23 protein-coding genes are annotated in these 22452 nt (G+C 72.1%); 7 read left to right on the top strand and 16 right to left on the bottom strand.

Features of this window, described 5'->3' with window-relative positions; genetic code table 11:
* Positions 1–3: 3 nt before the first annotated feature.
* From AB0B76_RS34055 to AB0B76_RS34040, 4 genes are all read right to left on the bottom strand, one after another.
* Positions 4–849, bottom strand: a complete 846-nt coding sequence (locus tag AB0B76_RS34055; RefSeq protein ID WP_360383072.1) for a carbohydrate ABC transporter permease — start codon at positions 847–849, stop codon at positions 4–6.
* Positions 846–1721 carry a sugar ABC transporter permease gene (locus AB0B76_RS34050; protein ID WP_360383070.1) on the bottom strand — a complete coding sequence of 292 codons (876 nt, stop codon included), beginning with the start codon at positions 1719–1721 and terminating at the stop codon, positions 846–848. Before AB0B76_RS34050 ends, AB0B76_RS34055 begins: the two co-directional genes overlap by 4 nt.
* Positions 1718–3028: an extracellular solute-binding protein gene (locus AB0B76_RS34045; protein WP_360383068.1), complete on the bottom strand. Its 1311-nt coding sequence runs from the start codon at positions 3026–3028 to the stop codon at positions 1718–1720. Before AB0B76_RS34045 ends, AB0B76_RS34050 begins: the two co-directional genes overlap by 4 nt.
* A gap of 89 nt (positions 3029–3117) precedes the next feature.
* Positions 3118–4140: a LacI family DNA-binding transcriptional regulator gene (locus AB0B76_RS34040; protein ID WP_360383066.1), complete on the bottom strand. Its 1023-nt coding sequence runs from the start codon at positions 4138–4140 to the stop codon at positions 3118–3120.
* 121 nt (positions 4141–4261) lie between these two features.
* Between AB0B76_RS34040 and AB0B76_RS34035 the strand changes: the two genes are divergently transcribed.
* Positions 4262–6031 carry an RICIN domain-containing protein gene (locus tag AB0B76_RS34035; RefSeq protein WP_360383064.1) on the top strand — a complete coding sequence of 590 codons (1770 nt, stop codon included), beginning with the start codon at positions 4262–4264 and terminating at the stop codon, positions 6029–6031.
* 76 nt (positions 6032–6107) lie between these two features.
* Positions 6108–6323 (top strand): hypothetical protein, encoded by a 216-nt coding sequence (locus AB0B76_RS34030; protein ID WP_360383062.1) that lies wholly within the window; start codon positions 6108–6110, stop codon positions 6321–6323.
* Positions 6324–6328: 5 nt separating this feature from the next.
* Here AB0B76_RS34030 and AB0B76_RS34025 read toward each other — a convergent pair whose 3' ends face one another.
* Positions 6329–7168, bottom strand: a complete 840-nt coding sequence (locus AB0B76_RS34025; protein ID WP_360383060.1) for a helix-turn-helix transcriptional regulator — start codon at positions 7166–7168, stop codon at positions 6329–6331.
* 85 nt (positions 7169–7253) lie between these two features.
* Here AB0B76_RS34025 and AB0B76_RS34020 point away from each other — a divergent pair, with 85 nt between their 5' ends.
* Positions 7254–8192 (top strand): SDR family oxidoreductase, encoded by a 939-nt coding sequence (locus tag AB0B76_RS34020; protein WP_360383058.1) that lies wholly within the window; start codon positions 7254–7256, stop codon positions 8190–8192.
* Positions 8193–8197: 5 nt separating this feature from the next.
* Here the strand turns inward: AB0B76_RS34020 and AB0B76_RS34015 are convergent, their stop codons facing one another.
* Both AB0B76_RS34015 and AB0B76_RS34010 read right to left on the bottom strand, forming a co-directional pair.
* Positions 8198–8416, bottom strand: a complete 219-nt coding sequence (locus AB0B76_RS34015) for a hypothetical protein (RefSeq protein ID WP_360383056.1) — start codon at positions 8414–8416, stop codon at positions 8198–8200.
* Between the two features lie 19 nt (positions 8417–8435).
* Positions 8436–9158, bottom strand: coding sequence for an SDR family oxidoreductase (locus AB0B76_RS34010; RefSeq protein WP_360383054.1), 723 nt, complete (start codon positions 9156–9158; stop codon positions 8436–8438).
* A gap of 154 nt (positions 9159–9312) precedes the next feature.
* Here AB0B76_RS34010 and AB0B76_RS34005 point away from each other — a divergent pair, with 154 nt between their 5' ends.
* Both AB0B76_RS34005 and AB0B76_RS34000 read left to right on the top strand, forming a co-directional pair.
* Entirely contained in the window at positions 9313–10161 is an 849-nt protein-coding gene (locus tag AB0B76_RS34005) for a helix-turn-helix transcriptional regulator (RefSeq protein ID WP_360383052.1), read from the top strand.
* A 152-nt stretch (positions 10162–10313) separates the two neighbouring features.
* Positions 10314–11009, top strand: coding sequence for an RICIN domain-containing protein (locus AB0B76_RS34000; protein WP_360383050.1), 696 nt, complete (start codon positions 10314–10316; stop codon positions 11007–11009).
* A gap of 156 nt (positions 11010–11165) precedes the next feature.
* Here AB0B76_RS34000 and AB0B76_RS33995 read toward each other — a convergent pair whose 3' ends face one another.
* Positions 11166–11996, bottom strand: a complete 831-nt coding sequence (locus AB0B76_RS33995; protein ID WP_360383048.1) for a cytochrome c biogenesis protein CcdA — start codon at positions 11994–11996, stop codon at positions 11166–11168.
* 2 nt (positions 11997–11998) lie between these two features.
* Positions 11999–12577 (bottom strand): redoxin family protein, encoded by a 579-nt coding sequence (locus AB0B76_RS33990; RefSeq protein WP_360383046.1) that lies wholly within the window; start codon positions 12575–12577, stop codon positions 11999–12001.
* A 175-nt stretch (positions 12578–12752) separates the two neighbouring features.
* Between AB0B76_RS33990 and AB0B76_RS33985 the strand changes: the two genes are divergently transcribed.
* Positions 12753–13547, top strand: a complete 795-nt coding sequence (locus AB0B76_RS33985; protein WP_360383044.1) for a polysaccharide deacetylase family protein — start codon at positions 12753–12755, stop codon at positions 13545–13547.
* A gap of 21 nt (positions 13548–13568) precedes the next feature.
* Here AB0B76_RS33985 and AB0B76_RS33980 read toward each other — a convergent pair whose 3' ends face one another.
* The 7 genes from AB0B76_RS33980 to AB0B76_RS33950 all read right to left on the bottom strand — a co-directional run bounded on the left by AB0B76_RS33980 (position 13569) and on the right by AB0B76_RS33950 (position 21512).
* Positions 13569–14396: a carbohydrate ABC transporter permease gene (locus AB0B76_RS33980; protein WP_360383042.1), complete on the bottom strand. Its 828-nt coding sequence runs from the start codon at positions 14394–14396 to the stop codon at positions 13569–13571.
* A complete protein-coding gene (locus AB0B76_RS33975; protein ID WP_360383040.1) occupies positions 14393–15349 on the bottom strand; it encodes a sugar ABC transporter permease in 957 nt (318 codons plus the stop codon). The genes AB0B76_RS33980 and AB0B76_RS33975 overlap by 4 nt, the downstream gene beginning before the upstream one ends.
* Before the next feature lie 76 nt (positions 15350–15425).
* Positions 15426–16736, bottom strand: coding sequence for an ABC transporter substrate-binding protein (locus AB0B76_RS33970; RefSeq protein WP_360383038.1), 1311 nt, complete (start codon positions 16734–16736; stop codon positions 15426–15428).
* Positions 16737–16802: 66 nt separating this feature from the next.
* Positions 16803–18926: a glycoside hydrolase family 36 protein gene (locus AB0B76_RS33965; RefSeq protein ID WP_360383036.1), complete on the bottom strand. Its 2124-nt coding sequence runs from the start codon at positions 18924–18926 to the stop codon at positions 16803–16805.
* A gap of 147 nt (positions 18927–19073) precedes the next feature.
* A complete protein-coding gene (locus tag AB0B76_RS33960) occupies positions 19074–20129 on the bottom strand; it encodes a LacI family DNA-binding transcriptional regulator (RefSeq protein ID WP_360383034.1) in 1056 nt (351 codons plus the stop codon).
* A gap of 31 nt (positions 20130–20160) precedes the next feature.
* Positions 20161–20523 (bottom strand): hypothetical protein, encoded by a 363-nt coding sequence (locus AB0B76_RS33955; RefSeq protein ID WP_360383032.1) that lies wholly within the window; start codon positions 20521–20523, stop codon positions 20161–20163.
* Positions 20523–21512: a hypothetical protein gene (locus AB0B76_RS33950; protein WP_360383030.1), complete on the bottom strand. Its 990-nt coding sequence runs from the start codon at positions 21510–21512 to the stop codon at positions 20523–20525. The genes AB0B76_RS33955 and AB0B76_RS33950 overlap by 1 nt, the downstream gene beginning before the upstream one ends.
* A gap of 144 nt (positions 21513–21656) precedes the next feature.
* On the opposite strand from AB0B76_RS33950, the gene AB0B76_RS33945 reads away from it, so the two are divergent.
* Positions 21657–22445, top strand: a complete 789-nt coding sequence (locus AB0B76_RS33945; RefSeq protein ID WP_360383155.1) for an NPP1 family protein — start codon at positions 21657–21659, stop codon at positions 22443–22445.
* Positions 22446–22452: the final 7 nt, after the last annotated feature.

Below are 22452 nucleotides of genomic sequence, written 5' to 3'. Positions count from 1 at the left end.
TGATTACTCCTTGACGGCGCCGGCGGACAGGCCGGACTGCCAGTACCGCTGCAGCAGGACGAACGCGGCGATGAGCGGGACGATGGACAGCATTGATCCGGTCACGACGGAGGCCAGCAGATCGGCGTTGGCGCCGCTGCCGCCGACGGCCTGCGCCGACCAGTTCGCCAGCCCGACGGTGACCGGGTACAGCTTCGGGTCGTTGAGCATGATCAGCGGCAGGAAGTAGTTGTTCCAGGTCGCCACGAGGGTGAACAGCAGCACGGTGACGAAGCCGGGAACAAGGCTGCGCAGGGTCACCCTGAAGAAGATCTCGAGCTCGCCGGCGCCGTCGATGCGGGCCGCCTCCAGCAGGCTGTCGGAGATCGCGTCGCGGGCGTACACCCACATGAGGAACAGCCCGAACGGGCTCACCAGCGACGGCAGGATCACCGCCCACGGCGTGTTCACCAGGCCGGCCCGGCTGAACAGCAGGTACGTCGGGATGGCCAGCGCCGTCGTCGGCACCATGATGGTGCCGAGCACCAGGCCCAGTAGCGGGCCGCGGCCGCGGAAGACGTAGCGGGCGAAGCCGTAGCCGGCGAACGTGGCCAGGGCCGCGGCCCCGACGGAGCTGACGACGGCGTACAGCAGGCTGTTGAGCAGCCAGCGGCCGTACTCGCCGTGGTTGTGCGTGAACGTCGCCCGGACGTTGTCGAAGAACGCGAAGTCGCGGCCGAACCACAGCCCGAACGTGGAGAACAGGTCGGTGGTGTTCTTCGTGGCCGCCACGGCGAGCCAGAACAGCGGGAAGACGAAGTAGGCGAGCAGGGCCAGCATCGCCAGCGTCAGGAAGTTGCTCCTCCTCATCGGCGGGCCTTCCGTCCCGCGGTCGCCAGCACCACGTACGACACGACCAGGATCACCAGGCCGAGCAGGAAGGAGACGGCGGCCGCGTAGTTCACCTGCTGCGAGGTGAAGGCGAGGCTGTACGCGTAGAGGTTCGGGGTGTACGCGGAGCTGATCACCGTCGGCGCGAGCCGCTGGATGAGGTTCGGCTCGACGAAGAGCTGGAAGCTGCCGATGACCGAGAAGATGAGGCAGAGCAGCAGGGCCGGGCGCAGCGCCGGGATCTTGATGTGCCAGGCGATCCGCCACGCGTTGGCGCCGTCGACGGCGGCCGCCTCGTACTGCTCGGTCGGCACCGTCCGCAGCGCCGCGTACAGGATGATCATGTTGTAGCCGACGAACTCCCAGGTGACGACGTTGCCCAGCGCGGGCAGCATGAGCCCGTCGCCGAGCAGGTCCGGCGCGGTGAACCCGAGCCGGTCGCCGAGCTGGGCGAGCGGGCCGAAGTCGGGCCCGTACAGGTAGCCCCACATGAGGGTGGCCACGACGCTGGGCACCGCGTACGGCACGAAGATCCCGAGCCGGACGAGGCCGGCCAGGCGCAGCAGGCCGCTGTCGACGGCCAGGGCGGCCGCCAGCGCGATCAGCAGCATGGCGGGCACCTGGACGAGGAAGAACAACGCGACCCGGCCGACGCCGCCGAGCAGCCGCCCGTCGGTGAGCGCGCGGGCGTAGTTGTCGAGCCCGACGAAGACGGTGCCGCCGACGAGCTGGTCCTTGAACAGGCTCAGGTAGGCGGCGTAAGCCAGCGGCAGCAGGAACAGCAGCAGAAAGCACAGCAGGAACGGGGCGACGAAGATGTAGCCGGCCCGATGGTGCCGGACGGTGCTCACTTGACGGTGAAGCCCTGGTCTTTGGCGTACGTCGTCAGGCGCGACTGCCACTGGTCGGTCGCGGCGGCGACGTCGCCCTTGTCGGCCAGGGCCTTGCCGGCCGTCTCGGCCCAGTCCTTCACCGACTGGTCCAGGAACGGCGGCCACTGGAAGCCCGGGTCGACGGTGCCGCTGATGCCGGCGAACACGGCGTTGACGGTCTGGTCGCCGAAGAACGCCGACTGCTGACCGGCGAACGACGGGTCGGACAGCAGCGCCTTGGTCGCCGGGAAGAAGTTCTGCACCGAGTTGAACATCTTGGTCGTGTCCGGATCGGTGTTGAGGAACTCGGCGAACTTCGCCGCGGCGATCGGGTTCTTCGTGCCCTGGATGACCGCGGTCGTGGAGCCGCCCCAGTTGCCCGACACCGGCTTGGCCGCGTCCCACTGCGGCAGCGGGGCGGCGCGCCATTTGCCGGCCGTGGTCTTGGCGCTGCCGCTGAGGAACACCGGGCCCCAGGCCGCGGTGAGCCAGGTGGCGTACTTACCGGAGCTGAAGCCCTGGAACCAGTTGTCGGTGAAGTCCGGGTCGGTGCTGACCACGCCCTCCTTGGCCAGCCCGCCCCAGTAGCCGGCCACCTTCTTGGACCCGGCGTCGTTGACCGTCAGGCCGACCGTGGTGCCGTCCACGCTGTACGGCTTCGAGCCCGCCTGCCACATGAGCCCGTGCCAGCCGGCGGTCTCGTTGGCCGACATGTTGGTCAGGAACACGTTCGGGTCGGCTGCGTGCAGCTTGCGGGCCGCGGCGGCGAACTCGTCCCATGTCTTGGGCACGGCGATGCCGTACTTGGCGAAGATGTCCTGCCGGTACAGCATGCCCATCGGGCCGGTGTCCTGCGGGTAGGCCAGGATCTGGCCGCCCGGGCCCGTCACCTGGTTCCACGTCCAGTCGACGAACTTCGACCGGTTGGCGTCCGCGCCGTACGGGCGCAGGTCGACGAGGCTCTTGGTGATGGAGAACGTGGGGATGTACTGGTACTCGATCTGCGCCACGTCCGGCGCCCCGGCCCCGGCCTTGAGGGCGGTGCGCAGCTTGGTGTAGGCGTCGGTGCCCTGCCCGACGTTCTGCACGTTCACCTTGATGGCCGGGTACTTCTTCTGGAACACCGCCACCTCCTGGTCGATGTTCGGCACCCAGGTCCAGAAGGTGAGCGTCGTCGGGGCGCTCATCGCCCTGTCGACGTCGGCCTGGCTGACCGGACCGGCCGGGGCCGGGTCCGCGCCCGGCGACGAGGTGCAGCCCGCGAGCACGGCTGCGGTCGCGGTCACTGTGAGCGCTAACATCGAGCGCCGGTTGATGGCAGTACTGAAAAAGCGCATGGGGTATCGATCCTCCGAGCAGAAAGTGGCGGGCCGCGTCAGACGGTCGGCGCGGTGGAGTCCCGCAGCATCAGCTTGTGCAGGTGCTTCGGGGGTTGCGCCGGCGGGGTGTCCGGCGCGTCGAGGTACTCGATCAGGTAGCCGAGCCCCGCCGCGGCGAGGTCGGCGTTGTCGGAGCTGACCGTCGACAGCGGCGGCCACACGTGGGCGGCCACCGGGATGTCGTCGAAGCCGGCGACGCTCACGTCACCGGGCACCGAACGGCCGGCCGAGTGCAGTGCGTGGATGACGCCGATGGCCATCTCGTCGTTCGCGGCGAAGATCGCGGTCACGCCCGGATCGCGGGCCAGCGCCCGGCCGGCCTCGAAGCCGCTCGCCGCGGTCCAGTCACCTTCGGGGACCGCCGGCACCTCGGCGCCAGCCTCGACGAGGGTGTCGTGCCAGTGCTGGCGGCGCTCCCGCGCGGCCCACCAGCGCTGCGGCCCCGCGACGTGGTGCACCGTGCGATGCCCGAGCCCCAGCAGGTACCGGGTCATCTCCGCCGCGGCGTCACCGCCCTCCGCGGCGTGCACGGACAGCACGATCGGCGCATGGACCGCGGGGGCGGCGCCGAGGGTGAGCACCGGGACGTCGACCGTGAGCGGCTCCCCGGAGTCGACCGGCTCGGACAGGATTATCGCGTCGACGCCCTGGACGAGCAGGTTGTCCACGGCCGCGGCCAGGGCGCTGGGGTCCTCCTCGAACGTGTTGGCGATGCTCAGCGAGTAGTTGATCCGCCGCGCTTCGCGTTCCAGCGCGACCAGCAGCGAGGACGGGCCGAAGTGCGCCGTGCCGAGCGAGACCACGCCGAGGCGGTGGGTCCGGCCGGTCAGCAGCGCGCGGGCGGCGCCGTTGGGGCGGTAGCCGAGCTCCTGGGCCGCGGCGAGCACCCGGATGCGGGTCTCCTCCGTGACGCTGGGCTCGTTGTTGAAGACCCGCGAGACGGTCTTCTGGGACACGCCGGCCAGCCGGGCCACATCGGTGCCGCCGGGGCGGCGTACCCGGCCGTTGCCTACGTCCATGGGTCCAATGTCTACGTAGTCACGCACCCGATGTCAAGTACCTTCGACCTCTTGACATCCGGCCGATGACTACGTAGACATGCTCACCGATGACTACGTAGGCACCCGCTGAGGAGCAGCCATGCACCTTCGCCACAGACGCCGCTGGGCCACGATCGCCGGTGGCGCCACCCTCGCCGCGGCCGGACTGGCCGGGATCGCCCCGGCGGCGGCCTCGGCCGTGACGCCTGGAACCCTCTTCCAACTGCCCGCCAACGCCGCCTGCCTGAAGGGGCACGGCAACTGCTCGGTGTACCCGAAGGCGGCCGCACTGCCGGGCGGACGCCTGGTCGCCGCGTTCGAGAAGGCCACCGTCGCCCCGTCCGGCTCGGCCGACGGCGAGCCGATCCCGCTGTACAAGAGCGACGACGACGGCACGACGTGGCAGTACCTGACCGACGTCAAGGCGCCGCGTTACCTGTCGGACGACGCCGCCTACGCCAGGTACGTCAGCAACTGGACGAACCCGTACCTCTACGTCCTGCCGCAGGCCGTCGGCAGCCTCGCCGCCGGCACGCTGCTGATGGCCAGTGTCGTGTCCGGCGACGACGCCTACTACCTGCAGCAGAAGGCGGCGAACCCGGGCTGGACGCCGACGGACGACGGCGACCGCCGCGACATGGCGATCGCGCTGTACCAGAGCACCGACTCGGGCGCGACGTGGAGCGTCGTCAACATCATCACGAACGGCGGCTGGCAGGGCGGCAACGGCGCGAACATCGCCGCCGCGAACACCTCCCGCCAGCGGGACCCGGTGTGGGAGCCGTACCTGATGGTCTACGACAACCAGCTCGTCGCCTACTACTCCGACGAGATGGAGTACACCGCCTACAACGCCGGCACCGGCGTGCTGACCGTGGCGCCGAACAACACCACCGGCGCGGACCCGGGCGGGCAGGTCATCGCGCACCGCACCTGGAACGGCACCGGGGCCTGGAGCGCGCCCGTCCTCGACGTGGCCGGGGGCACCGGCACCTATCTGGGCGGCGGTCGGCCCGGGATGCCGAACGTCGTGCCCACCAGCGACGGCAAGTGGCTGATGACGTACGAGTACTGGGGCGGCGGCGACAACGTCCGGTACAAGGTGTCGGGCAACCCGCTGAACTTCTGGAGCGCCGGCGGCGACGCCGGCACCGGCATCACCTCGCTGCCGGTCACCGCCGGCTCCGGGGCGATCACGACCGGCGGCAGCCCCGTGCTCCTGCGGCTGCCGAACGGGCGCATCCTGTACAACTCCAACGCCGGCGGCGGCGACGTCTGGGTCAACGGCAGCGGCAGCAGCACGGGCGCCTGGGCGCAGGTGCACACCACGCAGGGGTCGGCCTACAGCCGCAACCTCACCTACGCCCCGCGGACCGGCCGCGTCGAGATCATCGGCGGCACGACACGGATCGTGTACTCCGACGTCGACTTCGGCAACTCGGCGGGCCCCTACTACAAGCTCGTCAACCGCAAGAGCAGCAAGGCGCTCGACGTGTACCAGAACAACCTCGTCGACGGCGCCGGCGTCGTGCAGTGGGCCGACAACGGCGGCGCCAACCAGCAGTGGCACCTGACCGACATCGGCGGCGGCTACCGCACCCTGCTCAACCGCAACAGCGGCCGGGCCCTCGGTATCTGGCAGGGCAACCAGGCCGACGCCGCCATCGCCGTGCAATGGGTCCAGACCGGCGCCGACGACCAGGCCTGGCAACTCGTCGCCGCCGGGTCGTACTACAAGCTCATCGACCGCCACGCCGGCAAGGCGCTGACCGTGGCCCAAGGCTCCGCCGCGGACGGCGCCCAGGTCATCCAGTGGCCGGACCAGAACCTCCTCGAACAGCAGTGGTCGCTGGTGCAGGTTTCCTCGTGAGAACGGGCCGCCCCCAGAGGCGGCCGCGCTGGGCGTCGCGCTGTCCGGGGCGCTCAACCTCCTCGACATCGGCACCGTGCTGCTGGGCGGCAGCTTCTCGCTCCTGTCCTCGTGGCTGACGGCCAACGCCCGGGCCGAGATCGACCAGTGGGTCCTGTCGGCCGGCTGGGCCCCGATCGCCCTGCGCCCGGCGCTGCTCGGGCCGGACGCCGCCGTGATCGGGGCCGTGCTGACCTCCGTCGACCACGTCCGGCAGCATCCGGCCGCCTGGCTGCTGCGGGCCGGCCGGTAGCCCGCTCAGCCGACGCGCTGTGCCCCGATGACCGCCAGCAGCTGGAGCTTCTCGTGGCTCTCGCTGCCGGGCACCGCCGTGTACACCAGCAGGGAGTGCGACTGGTCGGGGTCGACCAGGGCCTGGCAGGTCAGCTCGAGCAGGCCGACCTCGGGGTGGATGAAGCGTTTGACGTCGTTGTAGCGCACGCCGATCTCGTGCTCGTCCCACACGGCCCGGAACTCCTCGCTGTGCGCGAGCAGGAGCCGCTGGAGGTGGGCGGCGTAGGAGTCGGGCCCGCGCAGCGTGACCCGCGCCCGCAGCCCGGCGGCGAAGACGCGCGAGTGCAGCGGGTGGTCGTCGGGGTGGTACAGCGCCCGGCAGGCCGGGTCGGTGAACCACCGATAGCCGATGCTGCGGGCCGGCCCGGTGTACCTCGTCAGGTCGCCGGTGAGCGCGACGCCCAGCGGGGTCTGCCGCAGCGTCTCCCCGACCTCGGTGACGACCTCGGCCGGGGTGTCGGCGAGCCGGTCGAGGATGCGCAGCAGGCCCGGGCTGATGTGGGCGCTCGTCGTCCCCCGCGCCGGGGGCCGGTGCCCGGCGAGGCGGAACAGGTGGTCCCGCTCGTCGAGCGACAGGTGCAGGCCCTGCGCGATCGAGGCGATCATCTGCTCGGACGGGTGCGGCCCGCGCTCCCGCTCCAGCCGGCTGTAGTAGTCGGCGGAGATGTGGCAGAGCGTGGCCACCTCCTCCCGGCGCAGCCCGGCGGTCCGGCGTCGCTGCCCCCGCGGCAGGCCCACGTCCTTGGGCTGCAGCGACTCGCGACGCCGGCGGAGGAACTCGGCCAGCCCGGCACGGTCGATCATGTGTCGGTTCTACCACCGCCGCCGGCGCGCAGCCTGGGATTGACAGGCCGTGGATACCGCCGCGGATCGGGTCCACCGTGGTGGCATGACACGCCAACGACCGGACATCACCGTTCCCGACCTCACCGGCAAGCTCGCCGTCGTGACCGGCGCCAGCGACGGCGTCGGGCTCGGCCTGGCCGCACGGCTCGCCGCCGCCGGCGCCGAGGTCCTCATGCCGGTGCGCAACCGGCGGAAGGGCGAGGCCGCGGTGGCGAAGATCCGGCAGCGGTACCCGAACGCCGCCCTCTCGCTCCGCGAGCTCGACCTGTCGTCGTTGCGCTCGGTCGCCGCGCTCGGCACCGCGCTGCGCGACGAGGGCCGCCCGATCCACGTCCTCGTCAACAACGCCGGCGTGATGACCCCACCGGACCGGCAGACCACCGCCGACGGGTTCGAGCTGCAGTTCGGCACCAACCACCTGGGCCACTTCGCCCTCGTCGGCCACCTGCTGCCGCTGCTGCGCGCCGGACGCGCCCGCGTGACCTCGCAGATCAGCATCGCCGCCAACCAGAACGCCATCAACTGGGACGACCTCAACTGGGAGCGGTCCTACGACGGGATGCGCGCGTACAGCCAGTCGAAGATCGCCTTCGGCCTGTTCGGGCTCGAGCTCGACCGGCGCAGCCGGGCCGGCGACTGGGGCATCACCAGCAACCTCGCGCACCCCGGCGTCGCCGCCACCAGCCTCCTGCAGGCCCGGCCCGAGGTCGGCCGGGCCCGGCCCACCGCCGGCGGCCGCCTCATCCGCGCCCTCGGCCGCCGCGGTATCCTCTTCGGCACCGTCGACACCGCGCTCCTGCCCGCCTTGTACGCGGCCACGTCCCCGGACGCCCGCGGCGGCCGCCTCTACGGCCCCGGCGGTTTCCAGCACATCTCCGGCGCCCCGGCCGAGCAGGAGCTCTACTCCCGCCTGCGCGGCGAGGACGAGGCCGGCCGCGTCTGGCGCGCCTCCGAGCAACTCACGCAGCCGATCGCGGCCTGAAACCCTCAGTACCGGAACCGCTGGACGGTGCGGCGGAGGTTCCCGGACAGCTCGGCGAGGGTGGCGACGGAGCCGTGACTCGCGTCGGCCGTCGCCTTGCCGGCGCTGGCGGCGTCCGCGATCGCGGTGACGTTGACGGCGATCTCGGCGGTGATGGTGGCCTGGAACTCGTTGATCGTCTCGATGATCCCCGATCGGGGTGCCCCGCCCGTGGATGGGGACACCCCGGATCGGCCTTGCCTGCTACATGGAGCCCATCTGGCGTTCGAACGCCGCCGGGTCCTCGCGCCACGCCCGGTGGCCCTGCTGCGCCATCGGGTCGGGGTAGATGTACTCCTCCCCCGCCTCGACCCCGTCGAGGATCGCCGCGGCGACGTCGGCCGGGCTGGTCTTCGGGATCGGGAAGTCCCGGATCATGTCGGTGTCGACGGCCCCCGGGAAGACCCCGTGCACCGTGATCTTCCGGTCGACGAGCTGCGCGCGCAGCGCCTGGGTCGCCGACGCCGACGCCGCCTTCGAGGCGGCGTAGCCGCCCATCGCCGGCACCGATCCGAGCACGACCAGGCTGAGCACGTTGACGATCGCGCCGCCGCCGTTGCCCTCCAGCACCGGCACGAACGCCCGGGTCAACGCGAGCGGGCCGACGAAGTTCGTCCGCAGGTCCGCGTCGATCGCGGCGAGGTCGCCGGCCAGCGGGTCGGCGAAGTTCAGCGAACCGCCGTTGTTGATCAGCAGCGTGGCGTCGCCGGCCACCGAAGCCGCCCCCGCGACCTGCTCGAGGTCGGTCAGGTCCAGCTGGACCGGGACCACACGCCGGTCGGTACCGGCCAGATCCGCCGCGGTCTCCACCCGGCGGGCGGCCGCGTAGACCTTCTCCGCGCCCCCGGCGAGCAGTGCCGTGACGAGCGCGCGGCCGAGGCCGCGGTTCGCCCCGGTCACGAGCGCGATAGTGCCATTGACCTGCATTCGAGTCTCCCGATTCGATGAGTGTTCGCTTCCGGGAACCACCGTCGCCCGGTCGGCGGTCGGCGCCCATTCCCCTGTTCGACCCTGGTCGCGCCCGAAGGTAGGTCTGGCCGAACCAGGCGGCGGCGATTCCGGCCCGGCCATACTTGGCGACATGGACCGACGAACGGAGCTGGCCGAGTTCCTCCGTTCGCGCCGCGCCCGGATCGACCCGGAGACCGCCGGCGTCCCGCCGTACCACGGCCGCCGGCGCGTCAGCGGGCTCCGGCGCGAGGAGGTCGCCCAGCTCGCCGCCGTCAGCGTCGACTACTACGTGCGCCTCGAGCAGGGCCGCGCCACAAACGTCTCCGAGGCCGTCCTCGACGCGGTCGCCCGCGCGCTGGGCCTCGACGCCGAGGAGCGCGCGCACCTGCGCCGGCTGCTCCGGCCGGCCCGCGGCGTGAGACGTCCGCCTCAGCGGGTCCGTCCCCAGGTACAACATCTGCTGGAGGCCATGACCGACGCCGCCGCGTACATCGTCGGTCGACGCACCGACGTGCTCGCCTGGAACCGGCTCGGCGCCGCCCTGATCGCCGGCCTCGACACCGCGCCGCCCCGGCAGCGCAACTTCGCCCGCCTCATGTTCGGCGACGAGCCCGCCGCGCAGGCGCTGTTCGCCGACTGGCCGGCCAAGGCCCGCGACCTGGTCTCGTTCCTGCACGTCGACGCCGGCCGCCACCCGGACGACCCCGCCCTGGCCGAACTGATCGGCGACCTGTCCCGGCACAGCGAGCTGTTCCGGCGGCTCTGGTCGGAGCACCCGGTCCACGACAAGGGCCACACCACCGCCACGCTCCGGCACCCGCTGGTCGGCACGGTCGAGCTGGCGTACGAGGCGCTGCGGCTGCCCGACGACCCGGAGCAGATGCTCGTCACCTACAGCGCCCCGCCGGACTCCGACGCCGCCGCCGCGCTGCGCCTGCTCGCCTCCTGGCACGCCACCCCGCCGGCGAAGCGCACCTGATCCCCCGCACCCGCGCGGGCCGACGTGCCCGCGCCTGAAAGTTTCCCGGCGCGCTGAGGCCCCGGACATCCGTCGCGAACTATTCGTAATGCCGATGCCGAGGGAGGCACCTACCTATCGACCGAACTCCACACCCCTCGGGAGGATCCCCCGTGCAACCACCAGAACCGGCGCGGCGACGCCGGCTCGCCGTCCGCATCGGCGGCGCCGTCGCGGCGATGCTGGCCGTGCCCGCCGCGGTGCTCGCCCTGTCGGCGTGGCCCTCGGAAGCCGCGAGCACCCCCGCGGCCGGCGGCGTGTACACGCTGGCCAGCGGGGCCAGCGGCAAGTGCGTCGACGTCGCCGGCGCGTCCGCTTCCAACAGCGCGCTGCTCGTGCAGATCGCCTGCAGCAGCGCGGCCACCGACCAGCAGTTCTCGGTGACCACGCAGGGCAGCGCGTTCAACCTCGTGAACACCAACAGCGGTAAGTGCGTCGACGTGCCGTCCGCGAGCACCACGTCCGGGACGCAGCTGTGGCAGTACACCTGCGGGGTCAGCACCAACCAGCAGTGGACCTTCACCGCGTCCGGGGCCGCCGCCGGGAAGTTCGTCGTGAAGAGCGTCTCGTCCGGGCTCTGCCTGAGCGACAAGGACGGCTCCACGGCCGGGAACAACCCGATCGTGCAGGAGACCTGCTCGGACATCGCGCGCATGCAGTGGTCGTTCAACTACGTCTCCGGCGCGACCACCGGGCCGCCGCCGACGACCGGTGGCGGCGGCACGCCCACGGTCGCGGCGGACGGCAGCGGGAAGTACAAGGAAGTACCTGGCCGGCTCCGACGGTTGGAACCCGATCTGACGCACTGAGGTTCGTGCCCGCCGGCCGGGAGGCCGGCGGGCACGCGGCTCAGGGATCGAAACGCAGCGCGTCGTCGTCCACCCGGCCGCGGAACAGCGGGCGGTCCTTGGCGTAGTGCTGGTGAGCATGGCTCGCATCCGGGCGGGACGGCGGCGGCCGGGCGGTCAGCCCGGGCGGCGGCGGGTCAGCGCCAGGCCGGCCACCAGCAGCGCCGCGAACACGACCGACACCGCCGTCATCCCCGCGGCGTCGAGGCCGCCGGCCAGCCACTGCTGGACGGTGCCGGCCGCGCGCACGACCGGGTCCCGCAGCGCGCGCGGGCCGTCGCTCGCGAGCCGGAGCTCGTACCAGCCGTAGTAGGCGACGTAGGCGCCGGCGAGCAGGGTCAGGACGCCGGCGGCGCGGGCGAGCGCCGGACCGGACCGGCGGACCCGGGTGAGCAGCGAGGTGCGCAGCAGCGCCACGGCCAGGGCGGCGGCGCCGACGACCAGGCCCATGCCCGCGGCGTACGCCAGGAAGAGCGCTATCCCGCCGAGCGCCGACGACGCCTGCAGGCTCGACCCGACGATGGCCAGGAACGGGCCGATCGTGCAGCTCAGCGACGCGAGGGCATACGCGGCGCCGAAGAGCACCATCGACGGTAGCGTTCGGCTCAGCGCGGGCGCCCGCGCCGGGCGCCAGGGCAGCGCGGGCGCGCGCCGGCCGGCCGCGAGCCAGCCGCCGAGCACCACGAGCACCAGCCCGAGGCCCATCGTGAACCAGGGCAGCCGCGCCGGCAGCCAGGCGACCGTCGAGGCGAGGACCACGCCGACCAGCCCGAAGACGCCGGCGAACCCGGCGGTCAGGCCCAGCGTCGCCAGCAGCGCCCGGCCGATCGCCCGCCGCCGGCCCGCGTCCTCGTCCACGACCAGCAGCGAGAGGTACGCCGGCAACAGCGCGAAACCGCAGGGGTTCACCGCGGCGAGCGCACCGGCCGCGAGCGCCAGGACCAGCATGCTCAGTGCTCGTCCAGGTAGGCGACCCACTTACCGAGCGTGACCGTGTCCTGGTACCCGTTCTGCATCACCTTGCCGGACCGGTCGATCATCACGAAGACGCTCTGCTCCTTGATCCCGAACTTCCGCCAGACCACGCCGGCCTGGTCGTTGAGGTGTGTGACGTTGCCGACCTCGCCCTGCGCGACGAACTCGTTCATCGCGTTCGTACTCTGGTCGAGCCCGGCGACGCCGATCATGGCGACCTTGCCGTCGTACTGTTTGGCCAGGTCGCCGACCGTCGACGCCTGCCCGAGGCACACGGCGCACCAGGGTGCCCAGAACCACAGCACGACCGGGCCGCCGGCGAACTTCGCCGCGTCGAACGCCTTGCCGTCGAGCGTGGTACCCGTGAACTTCAGCGAGTCGGGAACGACCGCGGGCACGACCGGCTGGGTCCGCGAGGCCGACACAGCGGGCAAAGCGGACGCGGTGGCCGGCGCGGCGGCCGCCGGCACGGCCGGCCCGGCAACGCCGCCACAGCCGGCGGGCAGCAGCGCCAGCAGGGCGAGGAACGGAACCATCATTCGCCTGACCCGCATGCGAGCCCCCTTCGGTGAGCCTCCACGGACTCGTACGGAGCGCCGCTCGCGAGGGTTCAGCACCGCACGATTGCGGACCTTCGGATGAATTCGAGGCGAATGACGGGTGTCTGGAAACGGGGCCCACGTGATCGAATACGGGGTCGGAGACGTTGAGGCGACGGGGGATCAGATCTTGAACAGGCGTGCACTGTTCCGACGCGGCCTACTGCTGGGCGCCGGCGCCGCCCTCGGCGCGTCCGCCGTGACGGTCCCGCAGGTGTGGCCCCGGCGTCACCTACCGTTGGACGGCGGCTACGCACCGGCCGCCGACCGCGCCGAGTACGACGTCCACGGGCGCGTGTCGGTAACCTGGCACGTGGAGACGACCGAACCGGTGGTCGCGTTCACGTTCGACGACGGCCCGGGCCCGAAGTGGACCTCCGAGGTGCTCGACACGCTCGAACACTTCCAGGTGCCGGCGACCTTCTTCCTGGTCGGCCAGAACGTCGCGGCCCACGGCGACCTGCTGCGCGGCCGGCTCGACCGGCACGAGGTCGGCAACCACACCTGGTCGCACCCGGACCTGGCGACGATGGACGCCCCGGCGATCGGCAAGGAGCTGACCCGCGCCCACGACACCATCCGGGCCGCGACCGGCCGCGAGCCGAAGCTCCTCCGCCCGCCGTACGGCCACCTCGGCGGCTCGACCCTCATGGGCGCCGACCAGGCGGGCTACGACGTGGTGCTCTGGTCGACGAAGATGAACGAGGACCTGTACGTGAAGAACCCGCCCGGGCAGGCGCAGGACATCATCGAGCACGCCCGGCCCGGCCAGATCATCCTGGCCCACGACGTCGGCTCGGCCAACCGGCACGTGGCGCTCAGTCAGCTCGGCGCCATGTTCACGGGGCTGCGCCAGCGGGGCTACCGGTTCGTCACCGTGTCCGAGCTGATGGCCCTCAGCCAGCCGACCCCGCCGAAGGGCTGACCGGGGGCCACCGCCATTCGGCTACTTGACCGCGCCGCTGGTGATGCCGGAGATGATCCGGCGCTGCGCGACGGCGAACACGACGACCAGCGGCAGGCTCATCAGGATCACGTAGGCGAAGATGAGGTGCCAGTTGTTGAGGTACAGCCCGGCGCTGGCGACCCGGAACAGGTTGAGCGGCAGCGTGTCCACCCGCCCGCCGATGACGAAGAACGCGTAGAACACGTCGTTCCACACGTACAGGCAGATCAGGATCGTGGCGGTGGCCAGCACCGGGCGCAGCAGCGGCAGGACGACCCGGACGAACACCCGGACCGGGCCGGCCCCGTCGATCTGCGCGGCCTCCTCCAGCGAGGGCGGGATGGTGCGCACGAAGCCGGTGACGAAGAAGATCACGGTGGACATGTAGATCCCCATGTACACGCCGATCATGCCCCCGGCGGTGCCGGCGAGCCCGAGCTGGCGCAGCAGCAGCACGAGGGTGACGACCGCCGGGGGCAGCACGATGCCGCTGATGGCGACGGCGTAGAGCACGGCGGCGAGCCGGCCGGAGCGGCGGGCCAGCACCCAGGCGGCCATCGAGCCGAGGATCAGGACGCCGGCCACGGCGGGCACGACGACGAGCAGGCTGCCCAGGAACGCGGCCGGGATGTGCCCGTCGGTCCAGACGGTCTGCAGGTTTGACCACAGCTGCCAATGCCGCGGCGGGGACAGGTTCGGCGTGAGGGCCTCGCCCCGGGACTTGGCCGCGGTGGCCACGACGAGCCACAGCGGGATGCCGATGACGGTGGCCACCAGCAGCGTGGTGACCACCGGCTGCAGCCGGGTCCAGATCCGGGCGTCGCTCACAGGACCTCCTCGCGCCGGCGCAGGATGCGGATGACCGGAAACGCCATGATCGTCACGGCCAGGAACAGCATCAGGCTCATGGTGGTGGCCTGAGCGAAGAGGCCCTGGCCGAAGGTGCGGTAGATGAAGATGTTGAGGATCTCGGTGGTACGGGCCGGGCCGCCGCCGGTCGTGGCCTGGACGATGTCGAAGCCGTTCATGGAGCCCAGCAGCGCCGTGGCGACGTTGAAGGTGATCGCCGGGGCGAGCAGTGGAAAGCGGATCGCCCAGAACGTCCGCCAGCGGGAGGCGCCGTCGGTGCGGCCGGCCTCCATCAGGTCGACCGGGACGGTCTTGAGCCCGGCGAGGTAGATGAGCATGGACAGCCCCATCCACTTCCAGGCGTGGATGACCGAGACCGTGACGATCGTCCAGGTCGGGTCGGCCAGCCAGGCGTAGTCGACGTCGTGGCGCAGCAGCGTACCGAGCACCCCGTTGAGGCTGCCCTCGGGCTTCAGCAGGGCCTGGAAGATGTAGCCGACCGCGAGGGCCGACATCAGCACCGGAATGAGCAGGCACACCCGCGCGATGCGGTTCACGGCGGTGTCGCGCTCGAGCAGCACCGCGAGCAGGAAGCCGAACAGGTTCTGGAAGACGGCCACCAGGATCGCGTAGACGATGGTGATCCGCAGCGCCCTCAGCAGGGTGCCGTCGGAGACGAGGCCGGCGAAGTTGTCGAGCCCGACCGGATGGATCTGCGACTTGAAGCTCGACCAGTCGGTGAAGGCGTAGACGAAGTTGAAGACGGTCGGCAGGAAGAAGAACACCAGCAGGATGGCGAAGGCGGGGGCCAGGAACCACATCGGGTGCGTGGCGCGCGCGACGCTGCGCCGGGCCCGCGGCGCGCCGCGATCGGGGCGCGCGGACCGGCCGGACTGCTGGGCCGTCGCGGGGGTGTCGACGGTGGTGGGCACTGGGAACTCCTCGCTGTCGGATCGGCGCCGCCCGTGCGGCGGCACCGGTCCTCCATGAGTGCGGATCCGGCGGGGGTCAGAAGCCGGGTGCGCCGGCGGCCTTGGCGAGCTGTTCGAACTGCGCCTGGGTGGCCGAGGCGACCTTCTCCGGCGACATCGTGCCGGTGATCATGTCGGCGAGGTTGATGTACAGGTCGGGGTTGGCCACGGCGAGGGCCTGCATCGAACCCACCGCCGTGCCGAGCGACTTGTGCACGTCCAGCAGCGCCTGCGGTACACCGGCCGGGCTGGGCACGGACGGCTCCAGCGAGACGGTCTTGCGGTCGGCGACGAAGTCGGCGTACCCGGGGCCCATCCAGTAGGCGAGGAGCTGCCGGGCCGCGGCCTCGCGCTTGCCGTCACCGGTCCTGAACGCGACGAGCGCGTTGCTCTGATCCGGGATGAAGGTGCCGACGTTGCCCGACGGCGAGATCGGGAAGAACCCGATCCTCTTGTCCAGCGTGGCCGTGTCCGCGGTCGCCTGCAGCTGCCCGAAGAACGAGTTGACCTGCACGACCATGGCGGCCTTGCCGTCCAGCAGCGCCTTGCCCTGGTCCTCGAACTTCGCCGTCTTGATGTCGCCGTTGAACAGCCCCTCGTCGATCAGCGCCTTGTACTGCTTGATGGCGTCGAGCACGACCGGGCCGCCGAACGTCTCCTGCTTCGTGTTGATCTTGTCCCACAGGCCGCTCCTGGCCGCGTCGGCGAGCTGGATCTGCACCCACCACTGGGTGGCCCAGCGATCCGCGCCCATCTCGTAGAACGGCGTAACGCCCTTGGCCTTCAGCGCACGGGCGTCGGCGACCATCTCGGCGAAGTTCTTCGGGGTGGCGGTGACGCCGTTGGCCGCGAAGACCTCCTTGTTGTAGTACACGCCCTCGACCGCGGGGCTGGTGACCAGCGCCGCGTACCGGGTCTTGTCGAGGATGCCGGTGATGTCCTTGAGCTCCGGTGACAGCTGGCCCAGCCAGGGGGCGTCGGTGAGCGGCTGCAGGTTCGTCTTCGCGTTGATGGCGGTGAGCATCGAGGCGGTCGGCTGCCAGAACGCGAGGTCGGGCTTGTCACCGGTGGCGACCCGGGTCTGCACGCCCTGTTCGTAGGGGTCCGGGATCGTCACGACGTTCACCTTGGCGCCGGTGGCGGCCTGGAAGCCCTCGATGACCTTCTTCGGAACGGTGTTGCTGTTCTGGGCGGCCCAGATCGTCAGGCTGACGCCGTCGAGCTTGGCGGTCGGGGAGGCCCAGGTCGCCGGGCCGCTGTCGGTGGCGGTGTCCGCGCCCGGGTCGCTGCAGGCCGCGGTGCCGAGCACCAGGCAGGCCGCGAGGGCGAGGGCTGTCCTTCGCTGCATCGTGGGGTTCCTTCGTGGTTGTGGGGTGTGGTGCCGCGCTGCGGTGCAGGGCGGCGATCGGGTCGGTCAGGCGGTGCGCTGGTCGAGAGCCCGGATGCGCAGCAGCCGGGCCGCCACGGGGTCCGGACCGCGCCGGTCGACGGTCAGTCGCCCGTCGCGCGGGTCGAAGTCGTGGGTGAAGGGCGGCAGGCCGGGCGGGTAGAGCGTGTCGATCTCGACCCGGCGACCGGCCAGGTGCGGCAGCCGCAACCCGGCCGGCGGGCCGGGCTCACCGCGGTGCCAGACGGTCAGGTAGGTGGTGTCGCCGGCGACGAGGGCGAGGCTGGTCCACGGATCCGACCAGCCGGGCAGTCCGAGCGGCCACACCGGCACGGACGCGGCCAGGTCGTGCCGGATGGCCTCGTACACCGCGACGCCCGCGCGCACCAGCCCGCGCTGCGCCGCGGACATGTGGTCCAGGTGCCCCGAGAGGTACAGGCGACCGGCCAGGCCGGTGCACATCGTGTGAGCGATCGCCTCGTCGGACATGCCGGGCTGCGGGTAGGCCCAGTTGGCGGCCTGCTCGGGCAGGACCGACAGCGGCGCGGCGGCGGCGATCGGCGGGTACCGTACCGGGTCCTGCTGGTCGCTGGTGGACTGCAGCTGCATGCGGGCGAGCAGCGCGTAGTCCATCCGCATGGCGCCGGAGGCGCAGTTCTCCAGGATCAGGTCCGGGTGCCGCGCCAGGACGGCGTCGAGCCACGCGAGGTGCGCCCGGTTGTGGGCGAGCAGGCCGGCGCCGGCGCTGTCCGCGTCGAGGTCGGTGCCGACGCCCGGGTCGATGTTGTAGTCGAGCTTGAAGTAGCCGACGCCCAGCTGCTCGACGAGCCGGTCGACGGTCTCGTCGAGGTGGGCGACGGCGGCCGGGTGGCGCAGATCGAGGTGGTACCGGTCGTGCTCGACGACCCGCACCCCGTCGCGCTGCAGGAACGCCTCCGCCGGCAGCTTGTCGGCGACCGGGCTGCGCACCCCGACCACCTCCGGCTCCAGCCACAGCCCGGCGACCATGCCGCGACCGCGGATGCGGGCGACGACCTCCTCGATGCCGCGCGGGAACCGGCTCTGCGACGGCTCCCAGGCGCCGACGCTGTCCCACCAGTCGCCGCCGTCGTCGTACCAGCCCGCGTCGATGCAGAACACCTCGGCGCCGGCCTCGGCCGCGGCGTCGACGAGCGGCAGCAGCTTCTGCGTGGTCGGGTCGCCCATGAGCGTGTTCATGTAGTCGTTGAACACGACCCGCAGCGCCGTGCGGTCCGGGTGGTCGCGGCGCAGCGCCCGCCGGTGGGCGGTCAGGCTCGCGGCCGCGCCGTGCAGGCCGGCGCCGCTGACGGCGAGCGACGCCGGGACGGTCGTGAAGGACTCGCCCGGCCGCAGGCGGCATTGCCATTGGTGGTCGATGTCCGTCGGACCGGTCACCGCCACATAGGCGCCGTCGAGGCGCTCGCCCACCTCCCACCGCCACGCGCCGTTGTGCTCGGCCTGCCACAGCCACGCGTGCCCGGTCCGGCGATCCACGAGCCCGCCGGTGGGCAGCCCCTGGCCGGTGGACCAGGTTCCGTTGCTCACCGCGGCGCTGCGGCCCCGGCCGTCCTGCCCGTGGCGGGGCAGCGCCAGGTCAACGGCGGCGCCGGCGCGCAACGGCTCCCGCCGCCAGCGGCCCTCGCCGAGCCACTCGCTGTCGCCGCGGACCAGGTCCAGGTCCTCGACGGCCAGGCCGCCGAACCCCGCGGACAGCGAGGTGACCCCCAGCAGCGTCGCGACGGCCGGGCCGTCGTTGCGCACCGTGGTGGTGGCCTGCAGGGCGGCGACGCCGTCGGCCGAGCGCAGCAGTACGCGGACCGCCAACCCGGTCGGCTCGTCGTGCAGGTCCAGGCGCAGCTCGTGCCAGGCGCCCGTGCGGGTCGCGGTGTGGCCGTCGAGCGTCAGCCGCCGCCCGATCGTCGTCTCGGAGAACCGGTGCGACGCCCGCGCCCGCCCGGTGCCCGCGGTGAGCAGCTCCACCAGCGGCTGCACGGTCCGCCCGGGCAGTGCGCCGGCCGACGGGTCGGCGATGGCGCGCAGCGTCACCGGGCGGCCGGGCTCCGCGTCGATCACGACCGAGAGTGCCCGGTGGCCCCACACGACGGGGTTGTTGCTGGCGGATGCCGTCACTGTCGATCCTTCGCCTCGGTGCCGAGCGGCGCGTCGATCACGCCGCCGCGCGACCGGCCAGCCGTGTGACCGGTCACATGGGCGAGTGTGATCGCTCACATCGCGCTTTGGGAAGTGGCCGTTACGAGTTTGTTACCTTGGCGGCGTCTACCCGCGCGACGGCGGAGCGGTGGACTCACGCACCACGAACTGCGGCGGCGTCAGCGCGAGGGACGGCGGCGGCGTGTCGTCCAGCTCGGCGATGAGCGCGGCCGTGCAGACGCGCCCGAGCTCGTCGAAGTCCATGCGGACGGTCGTCAGCGCCGGCGTCCAGTAGGCCGCGCCCGGCACGTCGTCGAAGCCGACGATGCTCACGTCGCCGGGCACGTGCCGGCCGGCGTCGTAGAGGGCCCGGCGCACGGCGAGCGCGGTGTCGTCGTTGCCGCACAGGATCGCGGTCACGGACGGCTCGGCGGCCAGCCGACGGCCGGCCGCGTAGGCCGACGGTGCGTCCCAGCCGGCCGGCACCACGTCCGGGATCGTCACCCCGGCCTCGGTCAGCGCCTGCCGCCAGCCGGCCTCGCGGCCCCGGGTCACCGACTCCGACGGGATGGCCACGTGGTGCACGGTCCGGTGGCCGAGCGCCAGCAGGTGGCGGGTGGCGTCCGCGGCCGCCGGCCGCTCGTCCAGGCAGATCATCGTGCGGTCGGTGTCGGGCAGGGCGCCCGGCTCGATCGCCGCGACCGCGGGAACGTCGGCCGGCAGCCGGCGCAGCACCTCGACGCCCGCGGCATCGAACGCCACGACGACCACGCCGCCCGCGGTCGGGTCGCTGACGTACTCCACGGTCTGCTTGACGTCACGCTCGTCGACGGACTCGATCACCCGGACCCCGACGGCCAGGCCGTGCTCCCGGGCCCACTCCTCGACACCCTGGAGCGTAGAGGCGTAGCCGTAGAGCGTCGTGTTGGAGGTCACGACGGTCACCGCCCGGGCCCGGCCGAGCCCCAGTGCGCGCGCGGCCCGGTTGGGCCGGTAGCCCATCCGCTCCATGACGGCGAGCACCTGTTGCCGCGTCTCGGGCCGCACCCGCGGCGAGTCGTTCAGCACCCGGGACACGGTCTGGTACGACACACCGGCGGCGGCCGCCACGTCCCTGATGCTGGGCACCGCGTCCCCCCGGCGGCGCTCACGAGCCCCGACCGGGCGCAACGGGTCAATCACCCCTCCATCGTGGTGGCGGCACCCGCCGCGGTCAAACCGCCGCTCCCCCGCGCTCTCCGGCGGCTTCCCCGTGCGGACCGGGGCCTCCGGCGGAGCAGAGCGGGCACGTCTCGGCCGGGCCGCCGAGGCGTTGCCTGTGGTGCAGTACCGCCTCCGTCCCGTCCGGGGCGATGACCTCGACGTGCGCGGCGCCGGGATGGTCGACGTACCACCAGCGCTCCTGGTGCCCGTAGTACGAGAACCCGCCCGGGCCCTCCGGGGCGGCCAGGATGCGGGTGCCGTCCGACTTCACGACGATGATCGTCCAGCCGTCGGCGGTCCCGCCCGGGGGCAGGACCACGTGCAGGTCGGCGTCGAGGTCGTGCCTGAACTGCAGGTCGTCCGGGGTCGTCATCAGTCGTCCGCCCAGTTCAGGCCCAGTCCGAAGGCGTCGAGCCGGTAGCCGTTGTGGGAGCCGGCGCGGTAGCGCAGCTCGTCCGGGCCGATCAGGTTCCACGTGTAGATCTCGGCCAGGGCCAGCTCGGCGATGTGCAGCCCGTCCTGGGCCGTGGGGTTGACGATCTGGACGCCGGCCTGTTCCTCGCTCCGCTCGCTCGCGCGGCGCCAGTCGTTGCGCGTCTCGATCACCGCCAGGCGGTCGCCCTGCCGGGTGCCGAAGTGGCCCTGCACGTACTCGTCGCGGCCGTCGGCCGGCTCGATGACCCAGGTGACCTCCCAGGCGTACCCGTCCAGCACGGGCAGGTCGACGGGCAGCGTGGCGAGCAGCTCCGACAGGTTGCGCTCGAACTCGCTCCAGTCCTCGGCCGGGCGGTGCGCGTACGTCATCATCCCGAGCAGCGTCCCGTGGGCGGGGTTGGGGTGCGGCGCCGTGGAGCGCCAGCTGTAGAACGGGGCCCAGTGCTCGGCGTACTCCCCGTTCTGCCGGTCGTCGCTCTCGGTGCCCTCGCGCGGCATGACCGTCAGCGCCAGGTGCGAGCGCGGGTAGGCGGCGACCCGGGCCGGCTCGGCGCCGCTGAGCTCCACGATCGTCTGCGGCAGCCGCCAGCGCGCCCAGGGGCCGGGGCCGCCGACCAGGCCGGGGTCGCCGAGGACCGCCACGACGTCGGCGAGCGCGGCCCGGTACGCGTCCGGGTGCTCCTCCGCCGCCACCTCCCGGCGCACCTCCAGCGACGTGTACTCGCCGAAGTACCCGCGGTCGTCCCACGATCTCCGGCGGTCGGCGCGCACCTGGTACGGCCCGTCGGCCTCGACCAGCGTCGTGCGCCACTTGTCGTCGGCGCCGAGCCGCCAGCCCAGCCCGGTCGCCACGCGGTCGACGTCGTCGCGGCCCCAGGCGCCGAGGTCCGCCTGCAGCAGGGCGGTCAGTTGCTCCGTCGGTATCACACCCGCAATCTTGGCAGCCGCCGGTCACGGGATGTTCACACCGGGGCGGTCGCGCCGCATACTCGTATCCGTCGATATTTGCGGTGGCCGCCGCGATCCGGTGGCCGACGAACGTCGATCATCGAAAGGGAAGCCTTGGAACACGTGTCCTCGCCGCCGGTTCGCCGGCGCCGCCGCGCCGCGTCCTACGTCGTGGCCGGGCTGGCCGCGCTCGCTGTCCTGCTGCCCGCGACCGCGGCCTACGCCGAGTCGCTGCCCAACCTGCCGCAGAACGCGGGCGGCCTCGAGCAGTCGTTCTCCCCCGCCTACGACTACGACACCGACGGCTGCTACGCCGTCGCCGCCATCAGCCCGACCGGCACCCTCAACGCGGGGCTCAACCCGACCGGGGCGCTCAACGGCAACTGCCGGGACCAGTCCGACCTGGACAAGTCGCAGACGTACGCCCGGTCGAAGTGCAACAACGGCTGGTGCGCGATCGTGTACGCCAGCTACTTCGAGAAGGACCAGGCCCTCCCCGGCATCAGCCTCGGCGGCCACCGGCACGACTGGGAGCACGTCATCTCCTGGGTCAACCAGTCGACCAACCAGGTCGAGTACGTGACCACGACGCAGCACAGCAGCCAGGTGACGTACGCGCGTTCCCAGGTGCGTTTCGACGGTACCCACCCCAAGACCGTCTACCACAAGGACGGCGCGTCGACGCACTTCTTCCGGCTCGCGAACTCCAACGACGAGCCGCCGGAGAACCACTACCACAACTGGCGGTACCCCCCGCTCGTCGACTGGAACGGCTGGCCCACCACGGAGCTGCGCGACCGGCTGATGACCGCCGACTTCGGCTCGGCCACCATCAAGATCAACGATGGCCGGTTCGTGCCGCTGCTCACCGCGTCGAAGCCAACCGGCATCCCGTTCGACCCGAACGCCTGACCTGAAC

The organism is Dactylosporangium sp. NPDC049140 (assembly GCF_040648435.1).
Note: the sequence above shows the minus strand (reverse complement) of the source record. Positions and strands in the feature narration are given on the sequence as shown.